The 12,978-nt window shown below is 64.0% G+C and carries 14 protein-coding genes; 10 read left to right on the forward strand and 4 right to left on the reverse strand.

Annotated elements, in window-relative coordinates; all coding sequences use genetic code 11:
- Positions 1-64: 64 nt before the first annotated feature.
- Positions 65-316, reverse strand: a complete 252-nt coding sequence (locus tag QX034_RS15000) for a hypothetical protein (RefSeq protein ID WP_315701804.1) — start codon at positions 314-316, stop codon at positions 65-67.
- 298 nt (positions 317-614) lie between these two features.
- Here QX034_RS15000 and QX034_RS15005 point away from each other — a divergent pair, with 298 nt between their 5' ends.
- Both QX034_RS15005 and QX034_RS15010 read left to right on the forward strand, forming a co-directional pair.
- On the forward strand, positions 615-923 hold the full coding sequence (locus tag QX034_RS15005) for a hypothetical protein (RefSeq protein WP_315701803.1): 309 nt from the start codon (positions 615-617) through the stop codon (positions 921-923).
- Positions 924-976: 53 nt separating this feature from the next.
- On the forward strand, positions 977-1,171 hold the full coding sequence (locus tag QX034_RS15010) for a hypothetical protein (protein ID WP_315701802.1): 195 nt from the start codon (positions 977-979) through the stop codon (positions 1,169-1,171).
- A gap of 35 nt (positions 1,172-1,206) precedes the next feature.
- Here QX034_RS15010 and greA read toward each other — a convergent pair whose 3' ends face one another.
- On the reverse strand, positions 1,207-1,689 hold the full coding sequence (gene greA, locus QX034_RS15015; RefSeq protein ID WP_315763957.1) for a transcription elongation factor GreA: 483 nt from the start codon (positions 1,687-1,689) through the stop codon (positions 1,207-1,209).
- Positions 1,690-2,667: 978 nt separating this feature from the next.
- Here greA and QX034_RS15020 point away from each other — a divergent pair.
- From QX034_RS15020 to QX034_RS15035, 4 genes are all read left to right on the forward strand, one after another.
- Positions 2,668-4,017 carry an MFS transporter gene (locus QX034_RS15020; RefSeq protein WP_315701800.1) on the forward strand — a complete coding sequence of 450 codons (1,350 nt, stop codon included), beginning with the start codon at positions 2,668-2,670 and terminating at the stop codon, positions 4,015-4,017.
- Positions 4,018-4,098: 81 nt separating this feature from the next.
- Complete coding sequence (locus QX034_RS15025) at positions 4,099-5,802, forward strand: glycosyltransferase (protein WP_315763960.1); 1,704 nt, start codon at positions 4,099-4,101, stop codon at positions 5,800-5,802.
- 8 nt (positions 5,803-5,810) lie between these two features.
- The gene (locus QX034_RS15030) at positions 5,811-6,692 is read left to right on the forward strand and encodes a glycosyltransferase family 2 protein (protein WP_315701798.1); all 882 of its coding nucleotides are present in this window, start codon (positions 5,811-5,813) and stop codon (positions 6,690-6,692) included.
- Positions 6,693-6,824: 132 nt separating this feature from the next.
- Positions 6,825-7,556, forward strand: a complete 732-nt coding sequence (locus QX034_RS15035) for a helix-turn-helix domain-containing protein (protein ID WP_315701797.1) — start codon at positions 6,825-6,827, stop codon at positions 7,554-7,556.
- A gap of 12 nt (positions 7,557-7,568) precedes the next feature.
- Here the strand turns inward: QX034_RS15035 and QX034_RS15040 are convergent, their stop codons facing one another.
- Together QX034_RS15040 and QX034_RS15045 are read right to left on the reverse strand one after the other, a co-directional pair.
- Entirely contained in the window at positions 7,569-8,153 is a 585-nt protein-coding gene (locus tag QX034_RS15040; RefSeq protein ID WP_315701796.1) for a PepSY domain-containing protein, read from the reverse strand.
- 174 nt (positions 8,154-8,327) lie between these two features.
- A complete protein-coding gene (locus tag QX034_RS15045) occupies positions 8,328-9,488 on the reverse strand; it encodes a patatin-like phospholipase family protein (protein WP_315701795.1) in 1,161 nt (386 codons plus the stop codon).
- 239 nt (positions 9,489-9,727) lie between these two features.
- On the opposite strand from QX034_RS15045, the gene QX034_RS15050 reads away from it, so the two are divergent.
- The 4 genes from QX034_RS15050 to QX034_RS15065 are packed head-to-tail and all read left to right on the forward strand — an operon-like array spanning position 9,728 to position 12,971.
- The gene (locus QX034_RS15050) at positions 9,728-10,030 is read left to right on the forward strand and encodes an STAS domain-containing protein (RefSeq protein WP_315701794.1); all 303 of its coding nucleotides are present in this window, start codon (positions 9,728-9,730) and stop codon (positions 10,028-10,030) included.
- A 15-nt stretch (positions 10,031-10,045) separates the two neighbouring features.
- The gene (locus QX034_RS15055) at positions 10,046-10,411 is read left to right on the forward strand and encodes a response regulator (RefSeq protein WP_315701793.1); all 366 of its coding nucleotides are present in this window, start codon (positions 10,046-10,048) and stop codon (positions 10,409-10,411) included.
- Positions 10,408-12,501, forward strand: a complete 2,094-nt coding sequence (locus QX034_RS15060) for a chemotaxis protein CheA (protein ID WP_316195530.1) — start codon at positions 10,408-10,410, stop codon at positions 12,499-12,501. The genes QX034_RS15055 and QX034_RS15060 overlap by 4 nt, the downstream gene beginning before the upstream one ends.
- A complete protein-coding gene (locus QX034_RS15065) occupies positions 12,501-12,971 on the forward strand; it encodes a chemotaxis protein CheW (RefSeq protein ID WP_315701791.1) in 471 nt (156 codons plus the stop codon). The genes QX034_RS15060 and QX034_RS15065 overlap by 1 nt, the downstream gene beginning before the upstream one ends.
- Positions 12,972-12,978: the final 7 nt, after the last annotated feature.

Genomic DNA, 12,978 nt, shown 5'->3' on the forward strand with positions numbered 1-12,978 from the left:
CATCGAGAGCGATGGTGGACGCCAGGTCAGCGGGCTTCGAAAAGTGCTGCCGGGGTCGATATCATCACGGCATCGAATCGAATTCATCCGGCACCCGACCGGCGCGAAAGAACACCACGGGCTGATCGTCATAGTCACCGGTTTCGACGTCAGAGGATGTTGAAAAGGCGACCACTCCGGCCTTGGTCAGCGCGAGCTTTTCGGCGGTTCGACGCGCACCATCTTCCGAACGGCACACGATCGGCGCGCCAGCCTTCAATTGATCCCCTTTCGCAGGGTCGAAAGCTTGAACCAGGAAGTGCGTCTGGCGCGACATCGAGACTCCCTTTTCAGAACTGTGCGCCCTTTTTCGCCCAATAGCTAATCATTTGTTTGGATCGCGATCTGCATCCCGTAGGAGCGTGTTGGATGGCCACCGCCAAGTGGCTGAGAGAAAAGGAGTGGCTATTTGGCTTGAAAGCGCGCATGGTACGGCGATGCCCAGACATGTTGAGCTCGCAACGCCGGGAACGCAGGTTCATGATGACGCGTTCGCGACGGGAACCTCATCGATGGATGATGGTCTCGATCCCTCCGCCGGAATTGTCTGATGCCCATCATAGCGACGCCGCCACATGAATGAGCCGCCGATCGATCTCGACAAGCATCGCGGCATCGCCGCGCAGAAGGCGACTGATATCCGGCGCGTGCTTGCAGACGTTGAAGCGAACGCAAAGGTTCTACGGGACCAGCAAGCCGCGATCGAGGACCAACTTCTGTCCGCGCCTGCGACCTCGTGGGCGGAGGCGGCAGCAAAGGCGCGCTACGTGCTGAACCTGTATGCTGCAAGCCTTGCGGCCAATGATACCCACCATCGCGATCTGATCGCGGCCATCGTGGCGGACTTCGCCCGGCTTTCGGCGGTCCCTGGCTCCGACGACTGAACCCGCTGCCCCTGTGCTCGATGCCAAATCGAGCGCGCCACCGAAAGTATATCATGCAAAATCTCTCGCCGCGTCACGTCCAAACGGAGGAGGCGCTTCGTCTCGGTGTCGTTTCCGGTTGGTACGCGACCAAGGTCAGCGGCACCTTCGTGTCGGGCCCGCATGGGTCGTCGGCCGAATGTGTGCGCAGGATTGCCGAGATCGATCCACCGCCGGTCAAGAAGAAGACGAGAAGGCAGCCGGCATAGCGGCTTCGGAAGATCGCAGCCTTACACTTGACACGCTACGCGATGGCGATGATCTCGAGTTCTTGCTGCCCTGAGCCGACCACGTCCCCCACGGCCTTCCCCATCATGGACCTCGCCACCGGTGATACGAAGGAGATCGATCCGGCCTTCGGATCTGCTTCGTCTTCTCCCACGATGCGGTACGTCTGCACGCGGCCGTCGCCGCGGCTGAAGGTGACGGTGCTGCCGAAGGCGACCGTGTCGGTGGATGTCGGACTGGGAACAAGTTGGGTGGTTCGCAGCCGTGCCGAAAAGTAGCGCATATCGCGCAGCGGGACCGCGGCCTGACGCCGTCGCTCGTTCACGTCCTCGATTTTCTGCGTGGCGTCGTAAGCCTCGCGCGCCTCTCGAAGCTGCGCTTCCAGCGCCTTCAGCCCCGCCTCGGTGACCAGGTTCGGATGCGGCGAGATCGGGCGATCCGGAAGCAGCGTCTCGGACGCGGTCTCGGCACTTTCTTCCTTCGTGAAGGCGACGCTCAATCCTGAACTCCGTCTCAATGCATCGTGGGCGGCTTGTCCGCCCTATGCTGACGTAAGCCGCGGCGAACGACCTGCAAGGTCGCCAAGCTGACAATTCGCTGACATGGGCCGACAGGCTTCAGTCAGCGCCGATAAACCATGTTCGCGGCCGAAGGCCCGCCGGATCGGCCGGAGTGGGCCGAAGGTGAGACGCATGCGTAAACTCCTGATCGTGGTGGGGCCCTCGGAAAAGTCCCATCGACCGATGATGCCAGCCGGTCTTGCTGGTGCCGGCGAGGATCAGGACCGTCGTCCAACCGCTATTTCCACCCGAGGCGAGGCCAGCGTGGACAGGCGCCGGGCAGCTTCCCAACGACCGTTTCGGTGGGTGGTCAGTTTGGGCCGCTCGATGTCAGCAGCCCTCGCCGGGCTGAAGGACAGGATCGCAGGTCTGGCGGCCCATGCCCGACGACCCGTGCTCGAAGGGCCCGGCGTCCGGTTCCTGAGCACCTGCTCCAGGGCCGCTCCTTGGCATCGTCTAGCAAGCAACGGGCGGCGCTACCCGCCTGTTACGCGCATGCCACAGCCGGATGGAGATCTGCCGATCCGCGACGGAGTCTCGCTTCGAGATCGAGCCCGTTCGTTGCGCACCGGTCGCGCGGCGCGGCGGCGGCTGCGTCATCGTTGAGCTTGCACCAGCGCTCCATCAGTTCGCGGGCCTCCGACCAACGGGCGCCTGAGCAAACCCTCGAATGCCTTGTGGGCCCCTGTTGAACGTCTCGTAGAGGTCGTTCCGGTCGCCGGGCAGAAAGCCGCGGGTAAAATCCAGAGCCGGCGAGTGCCAATGAGCAGCCACGGCTGCATGCGAGCTCTGCATTGTCAAGGGGTTACTGGGCCGCCCCGCTGTGCCATCAGAGCCCCCATTCCGGGTCATGGACCGTCATCTGCCGGCTCGCGCGGGCTCTTCTCCCGCGCGAATGAGGAGTTTTTAACACGTCAATGTCGACTGTCGCCATCGAGACCTCTCCCGCCGTCCCGCTCAATCCACGCTCCCGCGTTATCCTGGCGAGCCTCGTCGGCACCACCATCGAGTTCTACGACTTCTACGTCTACGCCACCGCGGCCGTGCTGGTGTTCCCGCACCTGTTCTTCCCTGCCGGCAATGACACCACGGCGCTGCTCGCCTCCTTTGCCGTGTTCGGCGCGGCCATGATCGCGCGCCCGCTCGGCGCGGTATTCTTCGGCCATCTCGGCGACAAGCGCGGCCGCAAGATCACCCTCGTCGGCGCGCTGCTTACGATGGGCATCGCCACATTCCTGATCGGCGTGCTGCCGACCTTTCCGGTCGCCGGCTGGATCGCGCCGGCGCTGCTCGTCGTGCTCCGTCTCGCGCAAGGTTTTGCGCTCGGTGGCGAGTGGAGTGGTGCAGCGCTGGTCGCCACCGAGAACGCGCCCAAGGGCAAGCGCGCCATTTTCGGCACTTTCCCGCAACTCGGCGCGCCGATCGGCTTCATCATCGCCAACGGCCTGTTCCTGATCATCGCCGCGATGCTGCCGTCGGGCGATCCGTCGCGGCCGTCGCAGGCGTTCCTCGCCTGGGGCTGGCGCATCCCGTTCCTGTTCTCGGCCGTGATGGTCGTGGTGGGCCTGTGGGTGCGACTCAATCTGGTCGAAAGCAAAGCCTTCGAGAAGGCCGTGCGGACCGGGGCGGTGCACAAGCTGCCGCTCGCGGCCGCGTTGCGCACCTATTGGCGGGAACTGATCCTCGGCACCTTCTACATGCTTGCGACCTATGTGCTGTTCTACCTGATGACCACGTTCTCGCTGTCCTACGGCCGCGCCGCGGTGAGCGCGCCGCTGCCGGGCCTCGGCTATGATTATCGCAGCTTCGTGCTGATGATGATCGTCGGCGTCGTGTTCTTCGGAATCTTCACCCTCGTGTCCGGCCCCTGGGCCGATCGTCACGGCCGCCGCAAGACCCTGATCGCCGTGACCTCGGCGATCGCGGTCTTCGGCCTGCTCTGGGTGCCGATGCTGAAGGCGGGTTTCGTCGGCGTAATGGCCTGGCTCGTCCTCGGCTTTGCGCTGATGGGCATGACCTTCGGCCCGATGGGCGCGCTGTTGCCGGAACTGTTTCCCGCCAATGTGCGCTATACCGGCTCGGGCATTTCCTACAATGTGTCGTCCATCCTTGGTGCTGCGGTCGCGCCGTTCATTGCGATCGCGCTATGGAGCGCCGGCGGCGGCTCCCCGTTCTTGGTCGGTCTTTATCTTTCCGCGATGGCCGTGTTGACGCTGATCGCGCTTCTGATCGGCAAGGAGACGCAGCACATCGACATCGACGCCTGACCAGACAAATTTCTCGCCTGATTCAGCGCGAGGTTACGTTTCAGATCCAGGGCTGTTTCGGCCGGCACGGGCAGGCATGTCATGGATCATCAGGCGTTCAAGCAATCCGCATCCGGCGCGGACACCGGCCGGCGTCCGCGCATCGCCTTTCTCGACATCTTGAAGCCGCAGGAGCTCTCGTTCCTGCGCGACATCATCGCCTATCTTGCGCCTGACCACGACATCCGCTTCCTGCATTCTCGCAACGAGCGCGAACTGCTCGAGGCGATCGCCTGGGCCGATATCGTCTGGCTGGAATGGTGTCTGGAGCATGCGGTCTGGGCCACCAACCGCGTCGATATGCGCGCGCAGGCCAAGAAAGTCATCGTTCGGCTGCATTCGACCGAGGTGATCGACGGCCGCTTTCCGCACCAGGTGAAATGGGAGGCGGTCGATCATCTTATCTTCGTCAGCGAGGATATCCGCGACGAGCTGTTCAAGCAGTTGCCCGAGCTGCCGAAGCACGTCAGCCACTCGGTGATCTCAAACGGCATCGATTGCAATCGCTTTGCGCCTGGGCCGGATGCAGGCGACCCCTTTCGCATCGCCTGGGTCGGCGATGTCGCGATGAAGAAGAATCCAATGCTGGCGCTGCAGATCCTGCGTCGCCTGGTCGATATCGATCCGCGTTATCACCTCCATGTGGCGGGCGAGGTCAACTGCGCGCGCACGGCGCGCTACCTCGACCATCTGATCGGCGCGATGGACCTCAGCCGGTCCATCAGCTTCTACGGGCGGGTCGCCGATATCGAGCATTGGTACCGCGACAAGGGCGTGCTGCTCTCCACCACGCTCTATGAAAGTTTTGGCATGAACATCGGCGAAGCGATGGCGAGCGGTTGCTGGCCGGTGGTGCACGACTATCCCGGCGCCGCCAAGACCTGGCCTCAAGACGCGCTGTTCGCCAGCGTCGATCAGGCCGTCGCGCGCATTCTACAAGCCCAATCCAACGCTTATCGGTCGTTCGTCGTCGAGCGCTATTCGGTCTCGCGCCAGGAGCGGGCCGTCCGCGGGCTGCTCGGCGCGCTCGACAGATCGGCGGCGTTCGACCCGCGCGCCTATTGGGAGCAGCGGCATGTTTCGTTCAAGGGTTCGATCCGCAGCGTCGGTCATATCGGCCTGAGCGACGGACAGAATCAGGCGGATTATGCTGCTAATGCCGAGCGTCTGCGCGGGGCACTGCTTGAGAAATTCCCCGAGCCGAACGGCAAGCTCCTGCTCGATGCCGGCTGCGGCATCGGTCTCGTCTCTGCGCTCTGTGCCGCCCTCGGCTTCGACGTGATCGGAGTCGATTTCTCCGAGACCGCGATCGGAGAAGCCCGCATTCGTGTGCCGAACGGCACGTTCATCGCGGGCGCCTTCGACCAGGTCGCGGTGCCGCCGGTCGACGTCGCCATCTGCATGGACGTGTTCTTCCACATCGTCGATGACGAATTATGGGCGCGCGGCCTCAAGGCGCTCGCAAGCGCGTTGAGGCCCGGCGGTCGGCTGCTGGTTCTTGAGCATTTCCCGGACACACCGAGCGCTGCCCGGCATGTGCGCTGGCGCTCGCTCGATGCCTATCGCAATGCTGCCGCCGTGCTCGGTCTCACCTTGAGCGCAGTCGATACTTATCATCTGCAGCAGATCGGCGCCGACAAGACCCTGCTCGTGTTCGACAAGGCCGTCGCTGAGGTGGCGATGAAGGCTCCTGCGCTCGCGCCCGAGGCGGGCGATAACTTCGCCCCCATGATGCTTGCGAATTAGGTCATCCCATGCCGCGCGTCTCCGTCATCACCCGCACCAAGGACCGCCTGGTCTTCCTGGCGCGCAGCCTGCTCAGCGTACAGCAGCAGCATTTTCAGGATTGGGAGATCGTCATCGTCAATGACGGCGGCGATGCCGAGGCGCTGGACGGTCTGCTCACCCAGATTCCCGAAGGGGTGCGCAACCGCGTCTCGGTGATCCATCACGCCGAGTCCAAGGGGCGCTGGGCCGCAGCCAACGCCGGGGTTCGGGCCGCTCGCGGCGAACTCCTCGTCGTTCACGACGACGACGACAGTTGGCATGAGAGTTTTCTGCCGACCATGGTCGCCGCGCTCGATCGCCAGCCGGCGTCGGTCGCCGGCGTGGTCTGCCATACTCAATGTATCGACGAAGTCGTGCTCGATGGCACCATCACGCGCGAGGGTGTGCGTCCGTTTAATCATTGGATGCGCAATGTGACGCTGTTCCGGATGGCGTCGCGGAATTTCGTTCCGCCGATTTCGTTCCTGTACCGGGCCGGCGTGCACCAGACGGTGGGTCTCTATCGCGAGGAGCTTCCCGTTCTCGGCGATTGGGACTTCTACATGCGCCTGCTATCGCAGTTCGACATCCAGGTCGTGCCGCGCGTTCTCGCCAATTATCATTTGCGCCCTGCCGATGTTGGCGAGCAGTTCGGTAATTCGGTGAAGGCGGGATTACAGAGCCACATAGAGGTTGAAGCGCGCATCCTCAATGCCTTGCTGCGCCAGGATCTGGCGGCAGGCAGGGTCGGGCTCGGGACCATCGCCAACCTGGCTTACGACCTCCGCGAGTTGAGGGAGAACTCGTCGGCGACGATCGGCGGCCTCGCCGAGCTTGCACAGGGGGTGCGCCTTCGCGCGGCGGGTTGACCCGGAGTCCCAGAGCGGGGCCTCTGTTGCCAGGCAGAACGAACGCCGAGACCGGGTCTATTGCCGGTCGAACCAGAACGTGTCATCCGATGACGGACGCCAAATGGCTTCAGTCAGTCGAGATCGCGCCGGATGAGTCGAACCCAGGCCAAAACCCAGGTTAAGCCCCAGGTCAAGACCCGGGCGAAAGCCCAGACCAAAACCAAGCGTGCGGATCCGGTGCGACGGGTCGGCAGACCGCCCAAGGACCTGGCCGGCGACGTCGACCAGCGCATCCTCGATGCCGCGCAGCATGTGTTCCTGAAGCGCGGTTTCGGTGGTGCGACCATCGACGAGATCGCGGAAACCGCGCCGGCCAGCAAGCCGACCATCTATGCGCGGTTCTCCGGGAAGGAGGCGCTGTTCATCGCCGTCGTGGCGCGTGTCGTCCACGGCTTGACGGATTTCGAGAACTATACACCCGTGGGACGGACGCTGCAGGAGAAGCTGATCAATCTTGCCAGCGCCGTCGTCGATTGCGCGCTGAAAGAGGCGGTCGGTCTGCTGCGCGTGACCATCGCGGAATCCGGCCGTTTTCCCAAGCTGAGCCGCGATGCGCACCACGCTTCGCGCGACCACGCGCAGAATGCGGTCGGCAAGCTGCTGGTGGACATGACCCGCGGGCCGACACGCACGGCCAAGCGAGCAGCCGCGGGCCGGAGCGCGGCCGCGACCGCCGAGATATTCCTGGACCTGATCCTGCTTCCCACCCTGATGGGCTGTCTTATGGGTGCCGACGAGGCCACGGTCCGCAAGGAGCTGCCGGACTTCATCCGCGAACGCGTCAATGTCTTCCTCGCGGCGTGCGGCCCGGAGGCGGGTTGACGCCAGGCCCGGTCAGCGTCTGGCGCGCGGCACCGGTTCGAGCTGCACCTGCTTCAGGCCGTCCTTGCTCACCACGATGATGACGAAATTCAACTGGCCGTCCTTGTTCGCCAATCCGCCGGCGATGGCCTTGCCTGCAGCCGATCTCTCCGCGATCAGCACCGCATCGGACATCTTGAGGCGGGCCGAGCGCAGCGCGAGCAGGTTGCGGCGGTCGATCTCGTTCAGGCCCTGCAGCGACGAGAACGGTGTGCTGTTCCTGATCTCCGCGGTTGTCCCGTCCACCTCGCATTCAAAGATCTGGCCGCTGCTGACGGTTCGGACCTTGTACAGCGGCGCGCCGAGCGCCCCATCGAAGCTGATATCCGCCGTGATGGAGCCCGGATGAGCCTTTTCGGCGATCCGCAGCGCCTGGCGCAGCGAGATCCCCGCCTTGCGAAACAGGTCGAGTTCGCGATCGACGGCCTCTTGAGACAGACTCCCGTCGTCTCCCGATTGAGCAGTCGCGGGGGACTGGGGTTCGATCGAAACGGCATGGGCCGGACCGAAGGCCAGTGCGCCGGTCAGGACAAGCGCGCGGAGATATTTGCTTGGCATCGGCTGCTCCTGGTGCATTCCTGCGTCGATCATCCCGCTCCGCACTGGCCGTACAGTGTGGCGGCAGTTTTCGATCGCAGAGCCTCATGAATAAAACTATACTGTATCGTTTATATCGAGCGTACGCAGGTGTCAACTGCGGACAATAGCAGTTCTGCGCCGTTTTGGCGCGGTTCACAGCTCGGGCGGCGAATGCTGCCAGAGCTGTTTGGAGCGGGCCATGTCATAGCCGAGACGATAGAGGCTTCTCATGTAGTCGGTCTCGAAGCCGACCCCCGGGCTCTCGGGAACCGATGCATCGATCGAGGTCATGCTGAAGGCGAGGCCGTTGCGTTTGGCATATTCATATGTTGCCGCGAGATAGGATCGCGTCTCGCGCTTGCTTTTCAGCGAGAGTGAGCGAACCGCAATCGCCCGCGTGCCATTCTCCACAGGTTCGAACGCCGGCGACGTTCGCCCGTTCATGATGACGTAGATCGCGGGCTTGGGCGCAAAGCGGAGCTTTGCGCCGTCCGGCTGGCGCAAAAGGCGATCGGGAAAGGTGAAGACCTGCGTCGAGACCCCGCCATCGACGTGCATCTCATCGATGAAACGGCCATCGGCCGATGCCTGGATCATCATCGGCGGGAACGCGACCGGTGCGCTGGCCGAAGCGGTGAGCACCTGGCGGAACAGCGCGAGTGCGCGGGGGGAGGGAGAGGAGGCGATGGCTCCCATGTCCCATAACACCGGACGGGCGGCATCCAAATCCGTCGTCACCACCAGAAGTCGCCGCCCCTTGGCGTGCTCGATCGCGATCGCCTGCAGGAGTTCCGGCGTGGCATAATGGCTGATCGCCTCGTGCAGCGGCTGGCCGTCGAAGATCGAGGACCCGAACAGTGCGCCGAAAGCGTTGGGCGAGGCGGCAAAGGAACTTGCGAGGCCGCTGGTGTACAGCTCCTTCAGCGTCGCGTCATAGCTCGGTCCGAGGAATGCAAAAGGAGCGATCAGCGCGCCGGTACTGACGCCGGACACGATGGTGAATTCAGGACGGGTGCCGGTCTCGGTCCAGCCGTTGAGCACGCCGGCCCCGAAGGCGCCATCGCCGCCGCCGCCCGAGAGCGCAAGGTAGGCGAACGGCTTGTTCGGCTGTTGTCGGGGCTTGATCGACGAACGGTCAAAACTCTCCGGCGGCGCGTCGGCCCACATCCGGATTTCGCCGAAGCCGTCGATGGTCGCGCGCTTCGCCTCGGTGGCGGAGTAGGTCGCACGCTGCACCGTCGCGCATGCAGCCAGCATGCAGGCGAGGCTGCACAGCGCCGCGGCGACGAGGGATCGACGACGTTTCGAAACCATTGACACGCACGTTTCCTTTTTGAACGAAAACTAAAAGATACTGTATCGTATCATTATTGATGGCCAATAGCAAAGGGCTCTGCTGGTGTTCGATTTACCATCGCAGCCGCACGCAATGCATGTCAGCTCGCGCAACTGCTGATCATTAACGCTTTTCTCATTCCTCAAATCTATCGTCCGTGAGGTAAGCGGTTCACGTCACGAGTTCTGTGGATCGCAGAGCTTTTGGAGGCTGACCGATGTCTGATCTGACTCCACCCAGACAGGCGTTGCGTCTGCCGGCCGACTGCAGCATTGCGGCGATCCGGGCCGTGTGCGACCTGATCCGCGACGCCTTTCGCCGTCACGACAGACTCGAAATCGACTGCTCGAGCGTCGATAAGGCGGATGTGACATCGATTCAGCTGCTGCTGTCGACGGCCAAAACGGGCCGGGCCGAGGGACGCAAGGTCGTTCTGACAGCGTTCTCGCAAGCGCTCCGTAAGACCATGCGCCGCGCCGGGTTCACCAGCGACGAAATGATCGAGCATCATTTCCATTAACAAGAAGAGGCGCCCATGGCGACCATCCTGACCGTCGACGACTCTCCGAGCATGCGCCAGATGATCAGAATGACGCTGGAGCCCGCCGGCCACAGCGTGATCGAGGCAGGTGACGGCGCTCAGGGACTTGCCAAGGCTCAGGCCAGCCGGCCTGACATGGTGATCACCGACCTCAATATGCCCGTGATGAACGGGTTGGAGTTGATCCGAGCGTTGCGCAAGCAGCCGACGCTTACTGGCTTGCCCATTGTCTTCCTGACCACCGAATCCAGCGACGGCGCCAAGCAGGAAGCCAAGAGCGCCGGCGCGACGGGGTGGATTACCAAGCCGTTTGTCCCTGCGCAGTTGCTGGCCGTGGTGGGCAAACTGGTGCGGGCATGAACGTCCTCGACGCCACCGCAGTTTTCCGTCAGGAAGCAAGCGAACTGTTGGAGGCGTTGGAAGGAACGCTGCTGGATCTTGGTCAGCGTCCGGAAGACAAGGAGCTGGTCGACACTGCGTTTCGTGCGCTGCATACGATCAAGGGCTCCGGGGCGATGTTCGGCTTCGACCAGGTCGCAGCCTTCACGCATGAGTTCGAGACCGCGTTCGATCAGGTGAGGAAGGGCGAGATCAGCCCGACGGAAGATCTGATCTCGGTCGCGCTGGCGGCGAGGGACTACATCCGTGCGCTGATCGAGGCACCGGACGACACCGACGCGATCATCGGCGAAGCGATCCTGGATGATCTCAGGCAATTCGTGGCTCCGCGGGAGCAGGCGGCGGAGCTGCCTGCCGCAACGACAGCCGTGGCGCCGGTGCAGGCGGGCGGTGTCGCGGGCTGGAAGCTCTATCTCGAGTTCGAGCAGCAGGTGCTGCGCAACGGCTCGAACCCGCTCGACCTGCTCGACGACCTCTGCAAACTGGGTCCGTGCTTTGCGGTGCCGCTGACCGACGCCATTCCGCTGCTGGATGCGCTGGAGGCGGACGACTGCTATCTCAAATGGGACGTCACGCTGCAGTGTGACTGCGAGCGGAGCGCGATCGACGACGTCTTCATGTTCGTGTGCGACGAGATGAAGCTCGTGGTGACGCCGCTGGCGGTGGCGGATCTGGCGCTGGTGCCCGTTGCTGCAGCACCAGATACGCCGGCGGCGATCGTTGCTGAGGTTGACGCGGTGCCAATCGTCTCCGTTGAGGAGGCGCCGCTTGCCCCGGCCGCCGTCGCGCCCGCCGCCACCGAACCTGCAGCTGCGCCGGCCACACAAGCTCCGGCCAAGGCGCGGCGCGAGGAGGGCAAGCGGGGCGAGGATCGCGCGGTGGCGACGGTGCGGGTGCAGGCCGAGCGGCTCGACGAGCTGATGGACCGGGTCGGCGAGCTCGTGATCGCGCAGGCAAGACTGAGCCAATTGGCCGCGGCAAGCTCGGACCTGTCGATCAAGATGATCGCCGAGGAGATCGAGCGGCTGGCCGGCAGCCTGCGCGACACCACGATGGGCGCGCGCATGGTGCCGATCGGCTCGCTGTTCGGCCGCTTCCGCCGCCTGGTGCACGACCTGTCGCGCGATCTCGACAAGCCGGTCGAGTTCATCACAGCGGGCGAGGACACCGAGCTCGACAAGACCATGATCGAGTGCCTTGCCGATCCCCTGGTGCACCTGATCCGCAATGCGATCGACCACGGCATCGAGGATACGGCGAGGCGGACCGCGGCCGGCAAGACCGAGCCGGGCCGCATCGAGCTGCAGGCGATCCATTCCGGCGCCCAGGTGCTGGTGACGGTGCGCGACAATGGCGGCGGGCTCAACACCGCGCGTATTAGAGCCAAGGCCGAGGAGCAGGGCCTGATCGCGCCGGGCGCGAGCCTGTCCGACAACGACATCCACCAATATCTGTTCCACCCGGGCTTCTCGACCGCACAGACGATCTCGGCGCTGTCGGGCCGCGGCGTCGGCATGGACGTGGTCAAGCGCACCATCGAGAACATGCGCGGCACCATCGACCTTGCGACGAAGCCAGGGCAGGGCACCACGGTGACGCTGCGGCTGCCGTTGACCTTGGCGATCATCGAAGGGCTTTTGATCCGGGTCGGGGCAGGCCGCTACATCATCCCGCTGTCGGCGGTGGAGGAATGCGTCGAGCTGACGGCTGAGGACCAGCGCTCGCGCGGCCGCAGCTTCCTCAATGTGCGCGGCGGCCTGGTGCCGTTCCTGCGGTTGCGCGAGCTGCTGCATGCCGGCGGCACGCCGGACCCGCACCAGAAGACGATCATCATCTCGACCGGGGAGAGCCGGGTCGGGCTGGTGGCGGACCAGATCATCGGCAACCACCAGACCGTGATCAAGTCGCTGTCGAAGCTGCATTCGGACGTCACGATCTTCTCGGGCGCGACCATCCTGGGCGACGGCACCGCGGCGCTGATCCTGGATGTGGCGCAGCTGGTGGCGCTGGCGCAGGCGAAGGCCGAGAAGCAGATGAACGAGGCGGCGTGATGAGCATCGGGCAGAGCCGGGACATGACCGCGGCCGGCGACCAATCGCTGCAGGTGGTGATGATCGGGCTGGGCGAGGAGAAGTTCGCGCTGGAAGCCGAGCTGGTGCGGGAGATCATTGATCCGGTGGCGGTGACGCCGGTGGCGGGCGCCAAGCCGTTCGTGGCGAGCGTGATCAACGTGCGGGGCAATGTGATCCCATTGGCGGACCTTCGCGTCCGCTTCGGGATGCCGCAAGCCGACGCCTCGGTCGACAGCCGGATCGTGGTGATCGAGATCAAGCTGGACAACGAGCCGGTGCTGGTCGGGCTGACCGCGGACAAGGTCTACGAGGTCACCGAGATCACGCGGGCCGACGTGCAGCAGACGCCGCGGGTCGGCATGCATTGGCGGCCGGAATACATCCGCTGCATCAGCAAGTGGCGTGAAGAGTTTGTCATCGTACCGAATATGGAACGCATTTTGAACTAAGGACGTC

The organism is Bradyrhizobium sp. SZCCHNR3119 (assembly GCF_032487775.1).
Classification (GTDB): domain Bacteria; phylum Pseudomonadota; class Alphaproteobacteria; order Rhizobiales; family Xanthobacteraceae; genus Bradyrhizobium.

Coding starts and splice junctions, on each gene's coding strand:
- QX034_RS15000 (WP_315701804.1), bottom strand. CDS start 316: ATGTCGCGCCAGACGCACTTCCTGGTTCAAGCTTTCGACCCTGCGAAA.
- QX034_RS15005 (WP_315701803.1), top strand. CDS start 615: ATGAATGAGCCGCCGATCGATCTCGACAAGCATCGCGGCATCGCCGCG.
- QX034_RS15010 (WP_315701802.1), top strand. CDS start 977: ATGCAAAATCTCTCGCCGCGTCACGTCCAAACGGAGGAGGCGCTTCGT.
- QX034_RS15020 (WP_315701800.1), top strand. CDS start 2,668: ATGTCGACTGTCGCCATCGAGACCTCTCCCGCCGTCCCGCTCAATCCA.
- QX034_RS15025 (WP_315763960.1), top strand. CDS start 4,099: ATGGATCATCAGGCGTTCAAGCAATCCGCATCCGGCGCGGACACCGGC.
- QX034_RS15030 (WP_315701798.1), top strand. CDS start 5,811: ATGCCGCGCGTCTCCGTCATCACCCGCACCAAGGACCGCCTGGTCTTC.
- QX034_RS15035 (WP_315701797.1), top strand. CDS start 6,825: ATGAGTCGAACCCAGGCCAAAACCCAGGTTAAGCCCCAGGTCAAGACC.
- QX034_RS15040 (WP_315701796.1), bottom strand. CDS start 8,153: ATGCCAAGCAAATATCTCCGCGCGCTTGTCCTGACCGGCGCACTGGCC.
- QX034_RS15045 (WP_315701795.1), bottom strand. CDS start 9,488: ATGGTTTCGAAACGTCGTCGATCCCTCGTCGCCGCGGCGCTGTGCAGC.
- QX034_RS15050 (WP_315701794.1), top strand. CDS start 9,728: ATGTCTGATCTGACTCCACCCAGACAGGCGTTGCGTCTGCCGGCCGAC.
- QX034_RS15055 (WP_315701793.1), top strand. CDS start 10,046: ATGGCGACCATCCTGACCGTCGACGACTCTCCGAGCATGCGCCAGATG.
- QX034_RS15060 (WP_316195530.1), top strand. CDS start 10,408: ATGAACGTCCTCGACGCCACCGCAGTTTTCCGTCAGGAAGCAAGCGAA.
- QX034_RS15065 (WP_315701791.1), top strand. CDS start 12,501: ATGAGCATCGGGCAGAGCCGGGACATGACCGCGGCCGGCGACCAATCG.